Here is a 14879-nt window from a genome sequence, read left to right as displayed (position 1 = left end):
GACGGTGTTATATCCAGCCAATTTTACTATGCTAAATAGGGAAGGGGAGATTCGGATGAAAAGATGGCAAATGGAGTGGCTCCTAGTATCAGTTGCATTAGTATGGGGAGCAAATTATACAATTGGAAAGTATGGCGTGGCATTTATGTCATCCATTCAATTTAATAGTTTACGATTTTTAGTAGCATCACCGGTATTATTACTTATTACTTTTATAATGGAACGCTCATTACGTATTGAAAGAAAAGATTGGTTACGATTATTAGCAGTAGGGATCGTTGGTACGACGATGTATCAAACGATGTTTATGTTATCTGTAAAATATACTTCAGCAACGAACGCCTCATTATTAATTGCAATGTCACCTATATTTACAGGGATATTAGCAGTATTACACAAACAAGAACGCTTTTCGATGAAAGTACAAATTGGTTCAATAGTAGCGTTTATTGGTGCAGCATTCGTTTTATTAACAGGGCATACAGGAGGAGCAACTTATGAGTATGCATGGCTCGGAAATGTAATCGGATTAGTCGCAGCAATTGCGTGGGGATGGTATCCAATTTTAGCGCAACCTCTCATTACAAAATACTCTGCAATGAGAGTAACATCATGGTCTACTTTAATTGGAATTGTACCTCTCGTTGTATATTGTCTATTCAATGTAAATACATTAACGTGGCCAGTAGATATGCCAAGCTGGGGTTCTCTAGCATATTCAATCGTCTTTGCGACAATCTTCGGACTTGCCATGTGGTATGTCGGTATTAGTAAAATCGGCTCAACGAAAGTAATGGTTTATATGTATCTTGTACCATTGTTCGCAGTTATCTTTGCAGCTGTAACAATCGGAGAGGAAATCAATATGATGCAATTAGTTGGCGGTCTTATTATCTTCATTGGTTTATATGTAGTCAAAAAAGGCGGAATCAAAAAGCCTGCTCTCAATTTGAAAAAAGTAAGCTAAAGGTAAAAATGATCTCTTTCATATAGAAGGAGATCATTTTTGTTTTTGTAATAAAAGCGCTTGTTCAACAGCCCATTTTTGATGATCATGAATTAAAAGCTCTATAGCACGTAATGGAGGCATCCATCTTAAAACATGATCCTCCTCACAGTTTTCAGTTTCCTGATGTACCATGTTTGCAATGTAAAAGAACCCATCGTTTAAATAATATGTATCTTCCTTTTCCGCATAAAAATATCGCGCTGCATTACCGATATATTGATCAATTTCAATTACCCATCCTAATTCCTCTAGTAGTTCACGATGCAAACATTCATCTTTTGTTTCGTTATCTTCCATACCGCCACCAGGTAAAAAGTAACGATCTCCTTTTTGGATAACAGCCACTTTTGAGCAAGTATCGTTAAAAATAACCGCATAGCAACTAGGTCGTAATACATACTGTTCAGTGGTTTTTTTATAACCAAAAGTAAGTTTAGACATCATAAAACACCTCATTTCTCTATAAAATACATAAAAGGAATATTAAGGTAAATATAGAATTATATAAGTATAATCTTATGGGATAGGAGTGATACCAAAATGATAAATCGAAGGTGTTCACGATGTAAAGAAATAACAGGTACATTGCATGGTGGTAAAAAAATTAAGGAAGAATTTTTGTGTGAGGATTGTTTACAAAAAGGAATTGCGAGTGGAGAAATCGAATTATCACAAGTGGAAGAAGAACAAACTTCGTATCTTTCTATAAAAATATTAAAAATAATGAGTGTGATTTATTTAATAGTATCTATTATAACTGCTTTTTCTGCTGGAGCACTTATACAGGATCCAGGGTTTGGTGGAATATCATTTTCAATAACAGGTGCAGTTGGTGTTATGATAATTGGATCGATATCCCAGTCTGTTCTTGTATTTTGTGGGATATGGGTACTCATTCTTTTAGTAGAAACGGTCATTAAAATTCATGAAAAAATGAAGTAAGTGAGAGGGAGAAATACATGCGAGTAAGAAACATGCAAGGGGAAGATTATGTAAAGATTCATTCTGTTTTAAATGATTGGTGGGGCGGAAGGAATATGGCTGACATGTTGCCGAAGTTGTTTTTCGTCCACTTTCAAGAAACGAGTTTTATCATTGAAGAAGAGGGAGAAACGTTAGGCTTTTTATGCGGATTCTTTTCACAAACACATAAAGAAGAAGCGTACGTTCACTTTATCGGTGTAAATCCGGAGTATAGAAGAAAAGGAATCGCATCGACGTTATATTCTTATTTCTTTGATGTCGCTCGTGCAAATAATCGTAAAGTTGTAAAAGCAATCACGTCACCCATTAATAAAAAGTCGATACAGTTTCATCAAGAAATTGGCTTTCAAATTGAGGCTGGGGATGACGAGGTAGAAGGTGTATCCGTACATACAAATTATGATGGGAACGGTGGGAGTCGAGTTTTATTTTTGAAAAATGTGTAAAGAAAAGAGCTGTTACCCAAGTCCATTAAATTAAGTTCATATCAAAACGCCATCCTTTCTTATGTTTTTGTAGAAAGAATGGCGTACTTTTTTATTTTGTTGGCGTGATTATTAAAAAAGGAGGGATTTATATGGATTTTGAGAGAGATAGATATTTTTTAGAGATGGCATTGGAAGAGGCAGAAAAGGCATTAAAAGAAAATACATATCCAGTAGGAGCAGTTATTGTTGATGGAAATTATAATGTTATTGCAAGGGGAAGAAATAGGGTGCATCCTCAAAAAGACATAACAGCTCACGCAGAGATAGACGCTATTCGCAATGCAGGACCAGCAATGTTTGATGCAAAAATAAAAAATGAGAAGTTTACTATTTATAGCACGTTGGAACCGTGCCCAATGTGTACAGGTGGTATTTTATTCGCAAAAATACAGAGAGTGGTCTGGTTGCTAAATGATGACTTAGGTTTTGGTGGATATAAAAAGATAAAAAACGCTTCAGTTTTTGAGGGGAAATTTAATAAAATCGAAATGGTGGAAGAACCATTTGGAGACTTAAAAGCTAGACAAAAAGAACTTATGAGACAATGGGAGCTAAATCCAAACAATGTTATTAACTTACGTAGGGCTATAAAAAAATAGTTATTTCTTTAAATCAGGGTAACGCCACATTACCATCAACTTAAAAAATAGATTGTTCCCTAAAAAGAAAGAAACGAGCCGAATTCTTATAAAAAACAGTGAAAAGTTAAAAAATTCTTAGCTTGATGGGAAAGGGAACTATACACATCAAACTAAGATTTATTTTTTCTTCTGTTTGGTAGATTGAAAAAGTAAATGAAATTATATCGAACACAACTCGCATTATATCGACGCAAAATCAAATATATCGAACACAACTTGAAATATATCGACGTTTCGACAAGGAATATCGATTTAACAACAATATACGACAAAATTTGTTACTGACAGAAAGCTGCCCTAAAATCCTTTTGGACGGTTTGTTTTGTTATAGGGAGGAAAAAGTTGAAGAGTTCTCAAAGTAGAAACGAGTATTTACAGCGCATATACAAAGTTCAAGATTATATAGAATCCCACATAAATGATTCACTTTCAATTGAAGAGTTAGCCGATGTAGCAGGATTTTCAAAGTATCATTTTCATAGAATTTTTAAAGGGATGATGAATGAGCCGTTATCACGGTATGTGAATCGCCTAAAGCTAGAAAGAGCAACACATCTACTTACATACCGTGCAGATATGACGATTACAGATATTGCTTATCACTTCGGATTCACAGATTCAGCAGTTTTCTCCCGTACATTTAAAAACTATTACGGAGTAAGTCCGTCTCAATATAGAAATCACAATAGCAAGAATTGCAAAGACGTAAGCAGAACTTCTCAATACAATGAATGTAAGAAGGTTCGAGGAAATGTTGAAATTGTAACAGCGGACAATATAAACGTCGCATACATAAGACATGTAGGTACATATAAAGAGTTAGCTATAGCTTTTCCAAAAATGATAGAGAAACTATTTCATTATGCAGCGGAGAAAAACTATCATGTATTCGAAGATACGAAAGTACTAACAATTTATCATGATCATCATGAGTTTACAGAAGACTATCATTTAAGAACAAGTTTATGTATAACAATTCCAGATGAGCACGCAGTAGGAACGAGCGACATTGGAATTATGGTAATACCTTCAGGAAGGTATGCAGTAGGTCATTTTGAAATACGCCAAGATGAATATAAAGGGGCATGGGATTTTTTATACGGTGAATGGTTGCCAAATAGCGGATATAAACCGAGAGATTCGTATCCCTTTGAAGTATATAAAAATGACCCAAGGCAGCACCCAGAAAAGAAACATATAGTTGATATATATGTACCTATCGAACCTTTTTAATGATAGATTAAGGGGGAAGAACAATGAAAACTGCTGAAAAGTTAGATTACATTATAAAAGAAGAATACAAAAATATTAATGGTATGTTAGTAATGCAGAAAGGTAATGTTATTTTTGAAAAATATTATAACGGTTACGGTTCAGATGATGCGTTTCATGTAGCGTCTGTCACAAAAACAATAATCTCTGCGCTAATTGGAATATGTATAGATAAAGGCTATATAAAAAGCGTTGATCAAAAAGTAATAGAATTTTTCCCTAAAGATAACGTTAATTCATCTGAAATAACAGTACGCCACCTTCTAACAATGACAGCTCCATATCCTTATGCAGATTGGCAGGAACCGTTAGAAGAACTATGTACACAACAAGACTGGGTGCAGTATACACTTAATAGAATGGGGAACGGCGGAGAAATCGGATCTTTTAAATATTCATCCGCAGGCGCACATTTACTATCAGCAATTATTACGAGTGTAACAGGAAAAAGTGCGCGTGAATTTGCGAATGGACACTTATTTCAGCAACTCAGTATGAGAGAAATTCCAAACTACAATATGAAAGCATTTGGATTCGATGACTTATTCGGAAAAGACGTGAAAGGATGGGTTCACGATCCAAACGGTATTTCAACGGGTGGCTGGGGACTTACGTTAACGGTTAAAGATATGGTGAAGTTTGGACGTTTGTATTTAAACGAAGGTACTCATAATGGAAAACAAATTCTATCACAATCATGGATAAAAGAATCGACAGAAATGAACCAAAATCAATATGGTTATTTATGGTGGTTACGAGAAGAGGATGGAATCTTTTCATACTGTGCCATGGGCGATGGTGGGAACATGATTTGCTGTGTACCGGAGAGGGAGTTGGTCGTGGTGATCGCGTCTGAAGTTATACCGGAAGCTAAGGATAGATGGGAGTTAATTAAAGAATGCATCCTTCCTTATTTAAAAGATTAAGATGTGTATTTTTATGAAAATGAGAATAAAAGGTTTAGTTATACTTGTTTTGCTCTCCATTATAGAAATCCGTGTTGTGAGAACAAAGTTGCTCAACTAAGATGATAAAACTTCAACACCTATACGATTATTGAATAATTGCAAGGTGTTGAAGTACTGATGAGTTAATTAAGGTACATTCAATTGCAAGCTGAAACACCTTTTTCTGTTATTGTAAATTATTCTTTAACTTTTCGATGTATAAGGTATATCATGCCAAACACAATTGCCAGCAAGATAAATTTAGTTAATTCCATTATGCTAATATTGCACTTGGTTGCCACTCCATCTGTTAAATAAAATACATTAAACATACCATGTAAAATTGCAGGTGTTATTACAGAACGGCTATACTCTCTCGTATAGGTCAAAATTATAGATAATATAAATAATAAAGAGAGATAGCTAAAAATTCCTACAAACCATAACTCATAGTTTTTATAAAAGATTGCTACTGGTAAATGCCATAAAGACCAAAGTGATGCAGTAATGATTGCTGTTTGCGTTAATGAATATTTTTTTCGTAAATGGTAATGAAAATTTCCACGCCATATGATTTCCTCTAATAATGCAGAAAAAGATCCAACTGTAAGACCAACAAGTAAGAGAAATCCTAATTCATTCCAATGATTATATAAGAACTTTATATCATAAATATAAAAATAAAAATGGAGACATTGTCCTAGAAGTAGTGGAAATAATATGGAGAAAAGAAGTGTTTTTATTTTGGGACGTGAAATTCCAAATGTATGAACTATTTTTTGTTTCTTATATAATTTCTGATATAAAATAACAGCTAAAAGCGGAACAACCATCGTAAACCCTAAATAGTTACGACCATTTTCTATGTTCAGTAAGATAATATATACAAGCGATGTGAGACAATAAATACATAATGTAGAATGATAAACTATGTTTCTATTAATATTTTTCACCTACCTACCTAAGTATATATAAGTTGTTAATCGAATATCCGAGATTTTAACGGATTTACCGAAAGAATTCTCCTTCCTGCAACCTTCTATATGAAGTTCTTTGATAACTTGATATAGAAGGTTGCAGGAAGAAAATAGAATGCCAAAACCAAGCCACTCGGTTCCTGCGTAAAATATCAACCGTACCAAAAGAGCGTCCAACGCTCAGGGAGACGAAAGGTTACTTTCGTCGTGGAACTGGGAAGCTCCCACTTCAAGCTTTGCTAAGTGGCGAGTAGTTCACATTAACCGTCTACTCCCATATTTAAAAATTGAACAAGTTGATCATTTAAATAACTTGTACTATAAGAAAAATCATTTTGATACCATTCAATAATGATGCCAATAATCGCATTCGCTTGGTAGGAACAATAAAGTGAATGGTTCACGCCTTCTTTAAGCAAAGCCTCTTTATCTTGAAGTAACAAATGCTTTATTTCCTCAAAAAATAAATAATAGTACATTAAAGGAACCTTTTTGGAAAAAACAATTCTGTAGAATGATTTATATTTTTCGATATGATGAAAAATCCGAATTGTAGAAGGATCTAATTTACTAGTTTTCAATACTGATACGTAGCGATAAGGTTCTTGATAAGAACGTGACAAATCTGCTGTAATTTCTTTAAAATACTCCTCAAATAAATCTTCTACTTGTTTATAATGCAAGTAAAATGTTCCACGATTTATTTTTGCTTTTCTGCAAATTTCCGAGATGGAGATGACTTCTAAAGTTTTTTCGTTTAATAATTCTAACAATGCGTTATGTAACGCCTCTTTTGTTTTCACAATACGCATATCTGTATGCATCATTTTTTTCACCTCTGATTGAACACATTTCTTGCGATGTGTTAATTATTGAACATTTATCACTTTTTTGCTCATTGTAAGCGCTCTTTTATATTATTATAATTTTTATTGAACAACTGTGCAATAAAAGACAAAGGGGGACGTTTCAGATGAGATTAAAAGGTAAAGTAGCAATTGTCACTGGTGCTGCGTCAGGCATGGGGAAAGCAATTGCAGAAGGTTATGCAAAAGAAGGAGCAAAAGTCGTTGTATCAGACTTAAACTTAGAAGGGGCTCAACATGTAGTACAAGGAATTAAAGCTACAGGTGCAGAGGCCATTGCTGTTCAAACAAACGTTACCTCTGATGAAGATATTCAACGCCTTTTCGATGAAACAAAACAAGCTTACGGGAAATTAGATATTCTTGTTAATAATGCAGGTATCATGGATGGAATGGAGCCTGTTGGTGAAGTTTCAGACGAACGCTGGGAAAAGGTTTTCTCTGTGAATACAGTATCTGTAATGAAAACAATGCGTATTGCAGTGAATCTATTCTTGGAACAAGGACACGGTACGATCGTCAATAATATTTCTGCAGGTGGATTATACGGTGCACGTGCTGGTGCTGTTTACACAGCATCTAAACATGCAGTCGTTGGCCTAACAAAAAACACGGCCTTTATGTATGCGAACAACAACATCCGTTGTAACGGTATCGCCCCTGGAGCAGTCATAACAAACATTGCTTCTACAATGACGAATGTGAGCGAATTTGGTGCGAGCCGTCAAGCATTAGGTATGGCAATTAATCCACGTGCTGGACAACCAGAAGAAGTTGCACAACTGGCTATCTTCTTAGGCTCTGACGAAGCTAGTTTCGTAAACGGACAAGTGATTTCTGTAGACGGCGGCTGGACTTCATATTAATTTTAATTCAAGTATATAAAAGTAAATAAGTTTTGAAAAAGCAATGCTCCTGTCAATTTGGCAGGGGCATTGTCCGTATAATACATATAAAAATAAGTACTATTTATTTAAGAAACCGTATTGATTAATTTTTCAAAATGGTTTCTTTTTTGCTTATAGAATTAAAATTGTAGTAAAAAAGCAAATCACGCGTAACTTTTCACCACAAAAAATCGTTAAACAAAAGAGAGGATTTTTAATCACGAATGGGGGAGAACCATGAAAATTCTAATACTAGGTGGTACACGTTTTTTAGGAAGAGCTTTTGTAGAAGAGGCTTTGAACAGAGGTCATGAAGTTACATTATTTAATCGCGGAACGAATAAAGAAATTTTTCCTGAAGTGGAGCAGTTAATCGGCGACAGAAATGACGATGTATCAAGTTTAGAAAATCGAAAATGGGATGTTGTCGTAGACACGTGCGGATTTTCTCCGCATCACATTAGAAACGTTGGAGAAGTATTAAAAGATAATGTAAAGCATTATATATTCATCTCCAGTCTTTCCGTATATAAAGACTGGATTCCACTTCACATAAAAGAAGGCTATATATTACAACCTGAACCAACGGGTGAGCAAATAAAGGCTGTAGAGAATGGTGAAATATCTCCTTATGAGCATTATGGTGCGCTGAAAGTATTATGTGAAAAAGAAGCAGAGAAGTATTGGCCAGGTCGTGTTTTACATGTCAGAGCAGGACTGCTTTCGGGAATGTTTGATTATACAGATCGGCTTCCATACTGGGTTCAGCGTGTAGCAAAGGGTGGAAAAGTGTTAGTACCAGGAAGGAAAGACCGCCCAGTGCAGTTCGTTGATATAAAAGATGTCGCAAGCTTTGGACTAGACATGGCAGAAAATAATAAAGCAGGCACATTCAATATAACAGGTCCGAATTATGAATTAACGATGGAAGAGCTATTAAATACGTGTAAAAAGATTACGAATAGTGATGCTGAATTTGTTTGGATAGATGAATTATTTATGAATGAACATAAAGTGCAGCCATGGACAGAGATGCCTTTATGGCTTCCCGAAACTTTTTCATTAGAAGGTGAAACGAAGCCGTGGGCAGGTGGATTTTCTATTAGTGTCGAGAGTGCTGTTAAAGAAGGGCTTACTTTTAGAAGTTTAGAAGATACAGTTACAGACGTGTATGGGTGGATGAAGGAAATGGAAAATAGGGAATTAAAAGCAGGTATTTCAAAGGAAAGAGAAAAGGTGCTGTTAGAAAAGTGGCATGAAATAAAGAGAGTTTAAATAAGAGCCCAATGAAAAAGGACTCTGTCTATTTGCTAAACAGAGTCCTAATATTCATCTACCATTCAATCGGTTCTTCCCCGTACATTTCCCACAGCTTAGGAAACATTTTTTTCAATCCTTCTTCGTCATCTTCATCCCAATCGAATTCAATGTCGTCATTATAAGTTCTTTCATTAGTTAGTACGTGATAAAGTGTAAAGTAAGTATCATCTTCATCCCCGGTTTTTTCTGCATATACAGTGTAACCGAAGTATAAAGAAAGTTCTTCAATATTTGGTACATCATACTCACTTAAATTTTCTAATACAGGAATTACCCGTTCTGGATCTTCAATACACGCTTCGTAAGTTTCTTTTCCTTGATATAATAACCATCCACGGAAGTAATCAAAACAATCATCCGAACAACCGCCTAAAATAATATAGGCTGCTGCCCATAAACGAGAAGTATAGGAAGCTTTTAATATGCGATGCATATGCGTATCAAAAGCTACAATTTCATGTACTGTACGTTTAGCGAGGTGAGAAGTAAGCCATTCTATTTGTTCTTCTTGATCTTCGCCTTTCGTTTTTGCACGAACGAGTAGTTCCCAAAATGCTTCTTCTGTTATCGTTTTTTCTTTTATGTAATCTTCCCCAAGACATGGGTCTGTATATCCTTTTTTACGTTTGGAAGCAACTAATTTGTTAGCTTCTTTCATACATTCTTCTTCTGTTTCAAACTCTTTCGCTTTTACACTCCCAGCTGTGCCGATTTTTCCATAAAACACAACGTAGTCTTTTTCTTTCACAACGATTTTCCAAAACTTATTTGATTTCTCAGTTTGCTGGATTAATAACGTTTCCATTCGTACCCCCATCATGTTTTTCTAGTGTGCAATGTGATTGTAACATATGTATATACACTTGTAATGATGAAAGTTAAGTGTAATTATTGGAAAGTTCAAAACTCATTGAACGAAATAGAAAAATTTAGTAATCTTATTTGTACAGCACATACATAATAGTTTTGTAATGATACATAGGAGGGGTTCGTTGTGGATCTTACGTTTAAAGTTGAGGAAACATGTTTTAATTACCGAGTCGGAGCAATTTGTAAACACGATAATAAAATACTCATTCTGCAAGGTGACGGTGAAGATTATTGGTACGTACCGGGCGGACGAGTGAAAATGCTAGAAAATAGTGAAGACGCGTTAAAACGAGAGCTTGCAGAAGAATTAGGTGTTCCTATTAAAGGGAAGAGATTAATATGGTCAGTAGAAAATTTCTTCACACTTTCTGAGCGAAAGTTTCATGAGATTAGTTTTTATTACGAAGTAGATTTACATGAGTTACCTGCAAATGGAGCAGATCAATATATTTTGGAAGAAGAGGGAAGAACGTATTTATTTAAGTGGGTGCCGGTAGAAGAGCTAGAGGCATATAACTTACAGCCCGCGTTTATCAAAGAGAAAGTAAAGGATATAGCAGCTCATACAGAACATATCGTCTTACAAGATTAAATGTATTCGGAGGGGAAAACGGTGAAGGGAACTAAAAAAGAGGTACATATAAATGACAAAGTAATGCATTATACACATATCGAAAAAGGTTCTAGTACGGTTTGCTTTATGTTCTCAGGTTCAGGATACAATTACGATAAACCGTTATTTTATTATGCAACGATGTTAATGTTAGAACATAAAATTGATGTTGTACATATTCATTATTCCTATGATGGACAATTAATGAATAAGCCAATGGAAGAAGTAACGAAAGTGATGATGGAGGATATTCATCCTATAATGAAAGAAGTATTAAAAGATGAGCAATACAACGAGACTTTGTGTTTAGGGAAATCACTCGGAACAATTCCAATTGCGAATGATTTGATGAAGAGAGAAGAGTTTTTACAGTCAAAAATGATATTAATGACACCGTTACTGACGTTTGATACGATTTTTGATTCAATCTTACATAGTCGTCACGAAGGGCTTTTAGTAATTGGAGATAAAGATCATCAATACAATGCAGATCAAATTGATCAGTTACATAAAACGAATTTACAGATTGAAGTTGTCAAAAACGCTAATCATTCTGTAAATGTTGGAGAATATGAAACAGAAAATTCAATTGAGGCTATAGCGAAAATAATAGAAAAACTTAAAGAAATTGTTAGGGAAAACTAACTTATTAAAGTAAAAGAGGTGCGAATTGCACCTCTTTTACTTTAATAAGCCTTCAACACATGAAGCAAATAATCTTTCCGGTTCAACGGATTATAATCAACACGTTTTCGAGTAGGGAAGGGAGGTTTCAGTTTTATGAAACCAGCTGGCGTCGTTGTAAATATACCTTCTCCTTCAGTAAATGAATGGAGCATGCGTTTAAAATTCTCTGTTTTCGCAACAGGTAATGAACCTGTTAATTGATAAGAATCATTATTTAATATAGGCTCTGCAAAAGTTGCTGGAATAGCAGCAAGCTTATACATCGCGGTACTAATTGCCTGCTCCGGTACAGTTAATTCAAATTCGTTTACTGGTTCATACACATATGTTTCAGCTTGCTTTAAAGCATCCATTAAAACGAGCGGTGTTAAGTTTCTAAAGTCACTCGCTGTTGTAACAGGACTAGCATAACCGGTATGTGTAAGTGTGACGGAAATGTCCGTAACTTCCCATCCATACAAACCTTGTTTTAACGTTTGAAATACTGTATCTTCAATTGCTTTATGAAATGCTAAAGGCAATGAACCAAGCTCAACACCTAATTTATACGTTATGCCAGAGTTAAATTCGCCACGTTCAATTTTAAAACCAATTGTTGCGTAAAATGGATTCGCTTTTTCACCCATTACTTCCATGCTATTACCTACGCCAATTGGTTTCTCAATACATACAACTCGTGTATTTGAAAAAGTAACCTGCAAATTATATTTCTCATAAAGTGTAGTTTCAATGACTTCTTTTTGTACTTCACCGAAAAGGCGAATGTATAGTTCATTATGAACGTCATCTTTCCACACTTTAATGAGCGGATCTTCTTCACATAGCTCCATAAGTGCAGCGTGTAAATCATGAATTCGTTCTTTTGGTAATGCTGAAATAGCAGCTTCCATTTGTGGTTCGGCAAAGTGAATATCTTTTATATAATCAGTCAGTTCACCAATAATATCACCAATTTTAATATCACTCAGTCCCCACACTTTACAAAAATCACCGCTATGAACGGTAGAAGTTTGAACGGCATCTCCATTATGAAACATGCACATTTTTTTAATCTTTTCCTTATGCGATAGAGACCCATTTCGCTGTATATCAACATATTTTCTAACGTGTAAACTACCTGAAAAAACTCTTACATAAGCAATCTTTTCTCCAGAATGTTCACGTTCAATTTTAAAAACTACACCGGACAATTCTTCATCTTGAGACGAATTATTAGCTGGAAATAAGGCTGAAATATTTTCAAGTAGTTCAGGTACGCCCATGCCTGTCATTGCTGATCCGAAAAAGATTGAATACACATTTGCTTGCTGTATTTGTTGTTCTAGCTCTTTTCTTAATAATGCATCCGGTACGATTTCGTTATTTACATAGGATGCAAGCAATGATTCGTTATATGGCGCTAATCGTTCAATACAGTCGTCATATGATTTATATTCAATAATACGAGCTGCCTTTGTTCCTTCGTTATGGACAGAGTAGAAGGGGAATACTTCATTTGAAAGCATCTCTTTTATTTGTTTCATAACTTTTTCACTATTTGCGCCACTACGATCAATTTTATTAATAAATAAAATAGTTGGTATGTTTAGTTTCTGTAATGTTCGCATTAAAATTTTTGTTTGTGCTTGCACACCTTCAACGGCAGAAATAACTAAAATCGCACCGTCTAAAACGCGGAATGATCGCTCCACTTCAGCGATAAAATCAGCGTGTCCAGGTGTATCAATGACATTTACTTTTATATCATCAATAAAAAAAGAAACGACAGATGCTTTAATCGTAATTCCGCGCTGTCTTTCTAATTCCATTGAGTCCGTTTGCGTGCTTCCGCTATCAACTCGGCCAACTTCTTTAATTACATTCGTTTCATATAGAATACGCTCAGTCAAACTCGTCTTGCCAGCGTCTACGTGCGCAACAATCCCTATATTTATTGTTGTCATATATTGAAATCCTCATTTCATTTTCCATTTTCATTTCCTCATTTCTATTTGTGTATTGCCGCATTACAATCACTCTCCAGTCATTTGAATTGTTACTATTATAATGTAATTTACATTTTTTGTAACGCTACAAAGCGCCTTAATTTGGAAAAAATAAAATGAAAACAAAATGCTTGCATTCTAAATCGATATAGATTATATTAATTGACATATCAACTATTGATACATCAAATGTTTTTATTTTGATTGTGAAGGAGGGTTAATTTGACAAGTTCATGCTCAAAAGAAGCGATTATTTTATATAAATTACACTTTCTAAATAAAGAAGTAAGTTCGAAGTTTGAAGGGTGTACGGGTATGAGTCAGTCTCGATTAGAGCTTATACTTCAGTTATATGAAGTAGGTGAAATTAGTCAAAAAGCACTTCAGCAAGAAGTGAATATTGATAATGCTGCGATTACGAGGCATTTAAAGCAGCTTGAGGCAAATGAAATGATTGTAAGACGTAAAAATCCAGATGATAACAGAATTACGTTAGTTTCTCTTACTGAAGAGGGACGAAATAAAATTCAAGCGTTTCAAGAGGAAAAAGAACGTTTTGCAGCATCTGCATTTAAAGGATTAAGTGAGGAAGAACGCGATAATCTTTTAAATATGCTAAATCACATTCAAGAAAATATAAAAGAATTATAAAAAAGGGAGAATACAACTATGACTAACTCAGTAAAAACAAATGATTTTAACGAAATTTTAACAGGACGCCGTTCAATTCGTAAATACGATTCTTCAGTGAAAATTAGCAAAGATGAAATGACAGAAATTCTTACAGAAGCAACACTTGCACCATCTTCAGTAAACATGCAACCATGGAGATTTTTAGTAATTGAAAGTGACGAAGCAAAAGCAACACTTGCGCCACTTGCGAAATTCAATCAATCACAAGTAGAAACGTCTTCAGCAATGATCGCTTTATTTGGTGATTTAAACAACTTTGATAACGCAGAAGAAATTTACGGTACATCAGTAGAGCGTGGTTTAATGCCAGCTGAAGTAAAAGAAGATCAAATGAACAAACTTTCAGGTTACTTCTCAATGGTTACACCAGAAGTAATGAAAGATACTGTTTTAATTGACGGTGGTCTTGTAGCGATGCAATTTATGCTAGCAGCTCGTGCTCACGGCTATGACACTTGCCCAATTGGCGGATTTGAAAAAGACCAAATCGCAGAAGCATTCGGATTAGATAAAGAACGTTACGTACCAGTTATGTTAATTTCAATCGGAAAAGCTGCTGACAGTGGTTATCAATCAGTACGTCTTCCAGTTGAAAAAGTTGCTGAGTGGAAGTAATTTTAAAAGAAATAAGTGGAATATG

Annotated in this window: 17 protein-coding genes; 12 read left to right on the top strand and 5 right to left on the bottom strand. The window is 34.9% G+C overall.

The window, feature by feature from the left end; translation table 11 throughout:
- The first annotated feature begins 55 nt into the window (after positions 1 to 55).
- On the top strand, positions 56 to 967 hold the full coding sequence (locus tag MR065_RS06310) for a DMT family transporter (protein WP_088229528.1): 912 nt from the start codon (positions 56 to 58) through the stop codon (positions 965 to 967).
- 33 nt (positions 968 to 1000) lie between these two features.
- Here MR065_RS06310 and MR065_RS06305 read toward each other — a convergent pair whose 3' ends face one another.
- Positions 1001 to 1453, bottom strand: a complete 453-nt coding sequence (locus MR065_RS06305; protein WP_242212915.1) for an NUDIX hydrolase — start codon at positions 1451 to 1453, stop codon at positions 1001 to 1003.
- Between the two features lie 96 nt (positions 1454 to 1549).
- Between MR065_RS06305 and MR065_RS06300 the strand changes: the two genes are divergently transcribed.
- From MR065_RS06300 to MR065_RS06280, 5 genes are all read left to right on the top strand, one after another.
- A complete protein-coding gene (locus MR065_RS06300) occupies positions 1550 to 1951 on the top strand; it encodes a DUF3980 domain-containing protein (RefSeq protein ID WP_242212914.1) in 402 nt (133 codons plus the stop codon).
- A gap of 17 nt (positions 1952 to 1968) precedes the next feature.
- The gene (locus tag MR065_RS06295) at positions 1969 to 2439 is read left to right on the top strand and encodes a GNAT family N-acetyltransferase (protein ID WP_242212913.1); all 471 of its coding nucleotides are present in this window, start codon (positions 1969 to 1971) and stop codon (positions 2437 to 2439) included.
- A gap of 131 nt (positions 2440 to 2570) precedes the next feature.
- The gene (locus MR065_RS06290; protein ID WP_242212912.1) at positions 2571 to 3080 is read left to right on the top strand and encodes a nucleoside deaminase; all 510 of its coding nucleotides are present in this window, start codon (positions 2571 to 2573) and stop codon (positions 3078 to 3080) included.
- Between the two features lie 384 nt (positions 3081 to 3464).
- Positions 3465 to 4355, top strand: a complete 891-nt coding sequence (locus MR065_RS06285; RefSeq protein ID WP_242212911.1) for an AraC family transcriptional regulator — start codon at positions 3465 to 3467, stop codon at positions 4353 to 4355.
- 23 nt (positions 4356 to 4378) lie between these two features.
- On the top strand, positions 4379 to 5320 hold the full coding sequence (locus tag MR065_RS06280; protein WP_242212910.1) for a serine hydrolase domain-containing protein: 942 nt from the start codon (positions 4379 to 4381) through the stop codon (positions 5318 to 5320).
- Positions 5321 to 5538: 218 nt separating this feature from the next.
- Here MR065_RS06280 and MR065_RS06275 read toward each other — a convergent pair whose 3' ends face one another.
- Both MR065_RS06275 and MR065_RS06270 read right to left on the bottom strand, forming a co-directional pair.
- Entirely contained in the window at positions 5539 to 6294 is a 756-nt protein-coding gene (locus tag MR065_RS06275) for a CPBP family intramembrane glutamic endopeptidase (protein ID WP_242212909.1), read from the bottom strand.
- 284 nt (positions 6295 to 6578) lie between these two features.
- Positions 6579 to 7145: a TetR/AcrR family transcriptional regulator gene (locus tag MR065_RS06270; protein ID WP_242212908.1), complete on the bottom strand. Its 567-nt coding sequence runs from the start codon at positions 7143 to 7145 to the stop codon at positions 6579 to 6581.
- Between the two features lie 146 nt (positions 7146 to 7291).
- Between MR065_RS06270 and MR065_RS06265 the strand changes: the two genes are divergently transcribed.
- On the top strand, positions 7292 to 8050 hold the full coding sequence (locus tag MR065_RS06265; RefSeq protein WP_242212907.1) for an SDR family oxidoreductase: 759 nt from the start codon (positions 7292 to 7294) through the stop codon (positions 8048 to 8050).
- A gap of 258 nt (positions 8051 to 8308) precedes the next feature.
- Positions 8309 to 9346 carry an SDR family oxidoreductase gene (locus MR065_RS06260; RefSeq protein WP_242212906.1) on the top strand — a complete coding sequence of 346 codons (1038 nt, stop codon included), beginning with the start codon at positions 8309 to 8311 and terminating at the stop codon, positions 9344 to 9346.
- A 58-nt stretch (positions 9347 to 9404) separates the two neighbouring features.
- Here MR065_RS06260 and MR065_RS06255 read toward each other — a convergent pair whose 3' ends face one another.
- The gene (locus tag MR065_RS06255; protein ID WP_242212905.1) at positions 9405 to 10196 is read right to left on the bottom strand and encodes a DUF4240 domain-containing protein; all 792 of its coding nucleotides are present in this window, start codon (positions 10194 to 10196) and stop codon (positions 9405 to 9407) included.
- A gap of 189 nt (positions 10197 to 10385) precedes the next feature.
- Here MR065_RS06255 and MR065_RS06250 point away from each other — a divergent pair, with 189 nt between their 5' ends.
- Positions 10386 to 10853, top strand: a complete 468-nt coding sequence (locus tag MR065_RS06250) for an NUDIX hydrolase (RefSeq protein ID WP_242212904.1) — start codon at positions 10386 to 10388, stop codon at positions 10851 to 10853.
- Positions 10854 to 11519, top strand: a complete 666-nt coding sequence (locus MR065_RS06245) for an alpha/beta hydrolase (protein ID WP_242212903.1) — start codon at positions 10854 to 10856, stop codon at positions 11517 to 11519.
- Between the two features lie 41 nt (positions 11520 to 11560).
- Here the strand turns inward: MR065_RS06245 and MR065_RS06240 are convergent, their stop codons facing one another.
- The gene (locus MR065_RS06240) at positions 11561 to 13504 is read right to left on the bottom strand and encodes an elongation factor G (protein WP_242212902.1); all 1944 of its coding nucleotides are present in this window, start codon (positions 13502 to 13504) and stop codon (positions 11561 to 11563) included.
- A gap of 264 nt (positions 13505 to 13768) precedes the next feature.
- On the opposite strand from MR065_RS06240, the gene MR065_RS06235 reads away from it, so the two are divergent.
- Both MR065_RS06235 and MR065_RS06230 read left to right on the top strand, forming a co-directional pair.
- Complete coding sequence (locus MR065_RS06235) at positions 13769 to 14197, top strand: MarR family winged helix-turn-helix transcriptional regulator (RefSeq protein WP_000204172.1); 429 nt, start codon at positions 13769 to 13771, stop codon at positions 14195 to 14197.
- Between the two features lie 18 nt (positions 14198 to 14215).
- The gene (locus MR065_RS06230; RefSeq protein WP_242212901.1) at positions 14216 to 14854 is read left to right on the top strand and encodes a nitroreductase family protein; all 639 of its coding nucleotides are present in this window, start codon (positions 14216 to 14218) and stop codon (positions 14852 to 14854) included.
- The last annotated feature ends 25 nt before the right edge of the window (positions 14855 to 14879 follow it).

The sequence above is a fragment of the Bacillus cereus group sp. BfR-BA-01383 genome (assembly GCF_022663495.1).
Lineage (GTDB): Bacteria > Bacillota > Bacilli > Bacillales > Bacillaceae_G > Bacillus_A > Bacillus_A cereus_AU.
Note: the sequence above shows the minus strand (reverse complement) of the source record. Positions and strands in the feature narration are given on the sequence as shown.

What these genes read in the sequence shown, in the direction of transcription:
- MR065_RS06310 (WP_088229528.1), top strand. Translation starts at nt 56, where the DNA reads ATGAAAAGATGGCAAATGGAGTGGCTCCTAGTATCAGTTGCATTAGTA.
- MR065_RS06305 (WP_242212915.1), bottom strand. Translation starts at nt 1,453, where the DNA reads ATGATGTCTAAACTTACTTTTGGTTATAAAAAAACCACTGAACAGTAT.
- MR065_RS06300 (WP_242212914.1), top strand. Translation starts at nt 1,550, where the DNA reads ATGATAAATCGAAGGTGTTCACGATGTAAAGAAATAACAGGTACATTG.
- MR065_RS06295 (WP_242212913.1), top strand. Translation starts at nt 1,969, where the DNA reads ATGCGAGTAAGAAACATGCAAGGGGAAGATTATGTAAAGATTCATTCT.
- MR065_RS06290 (WP_242212912.1), top strand. Translation starts at nt 2,571, where the DNA reads ATGGATTTTGAGAGAGATAGATATTTTTTAGAGATGGCATTGGAAGAG.
- MR065_RS06280 (WP_242212910.1), top strand. Translation starts at nt 4,379, where the DNA reads ATGAAAACTGCTGAAAAGTTAGATTACATTATAAAAGAAGAATACAAA.
- MR065_RS06270 (WP_242212908.1), bottom strand. Translation starts at nt 7,145, where the DNA reads ATGATGCATACAGATATGCGTATTGTGAAAACAAAAGAGGCGTTACAT.
- MR065_RS06265 (WP_242212907.1), top strand. Translation starts at nt 7,292, where the DNA reads ATGAGATTAAAAGGTAAAGTAGCAATTGTCACTGGTGCTGCGTCAGGC.
- MR065_RS06260 (WP_242212906.1), top strand. Translation starts at nt 8,309, where the DNA reads ATGAAAATTCTAATACTAGGTGGTACACGTTTTTTAGGAAGAGCTTTT.
- MR065_RS06255 (WP_242212905.1), bottom strand. Translation starts at nt 10,196, where the DNA reads ATGGAAACGTTATTAATCCAGCAAACTGAGAAATCAAATAAGTTTTGG.
- MR065_RS06245 (WP_242212903.1), top strand. Translation starts at nt 10,854, where the DNA reads ATGTATTCGGAGGGGAAAACGGTGAAGGGAACTAAAAAAGAGGTACAT.
- MR065_RS06240 (WP_242212902.1), bottom strand. Translation starts at nt 13,504, where the DNA reads ATGACAACAATAAATATAGGGATTGTTGCGCACGTAGACGCTGGCAAG.
- MR065_RS06230 (WP_242212901.1), top strand. Translation starts at nt 14,216, where the DNA reads ATGACTAACTCAGTAAAAACAAATGATTTTAACGAAATTTTAACAGGA.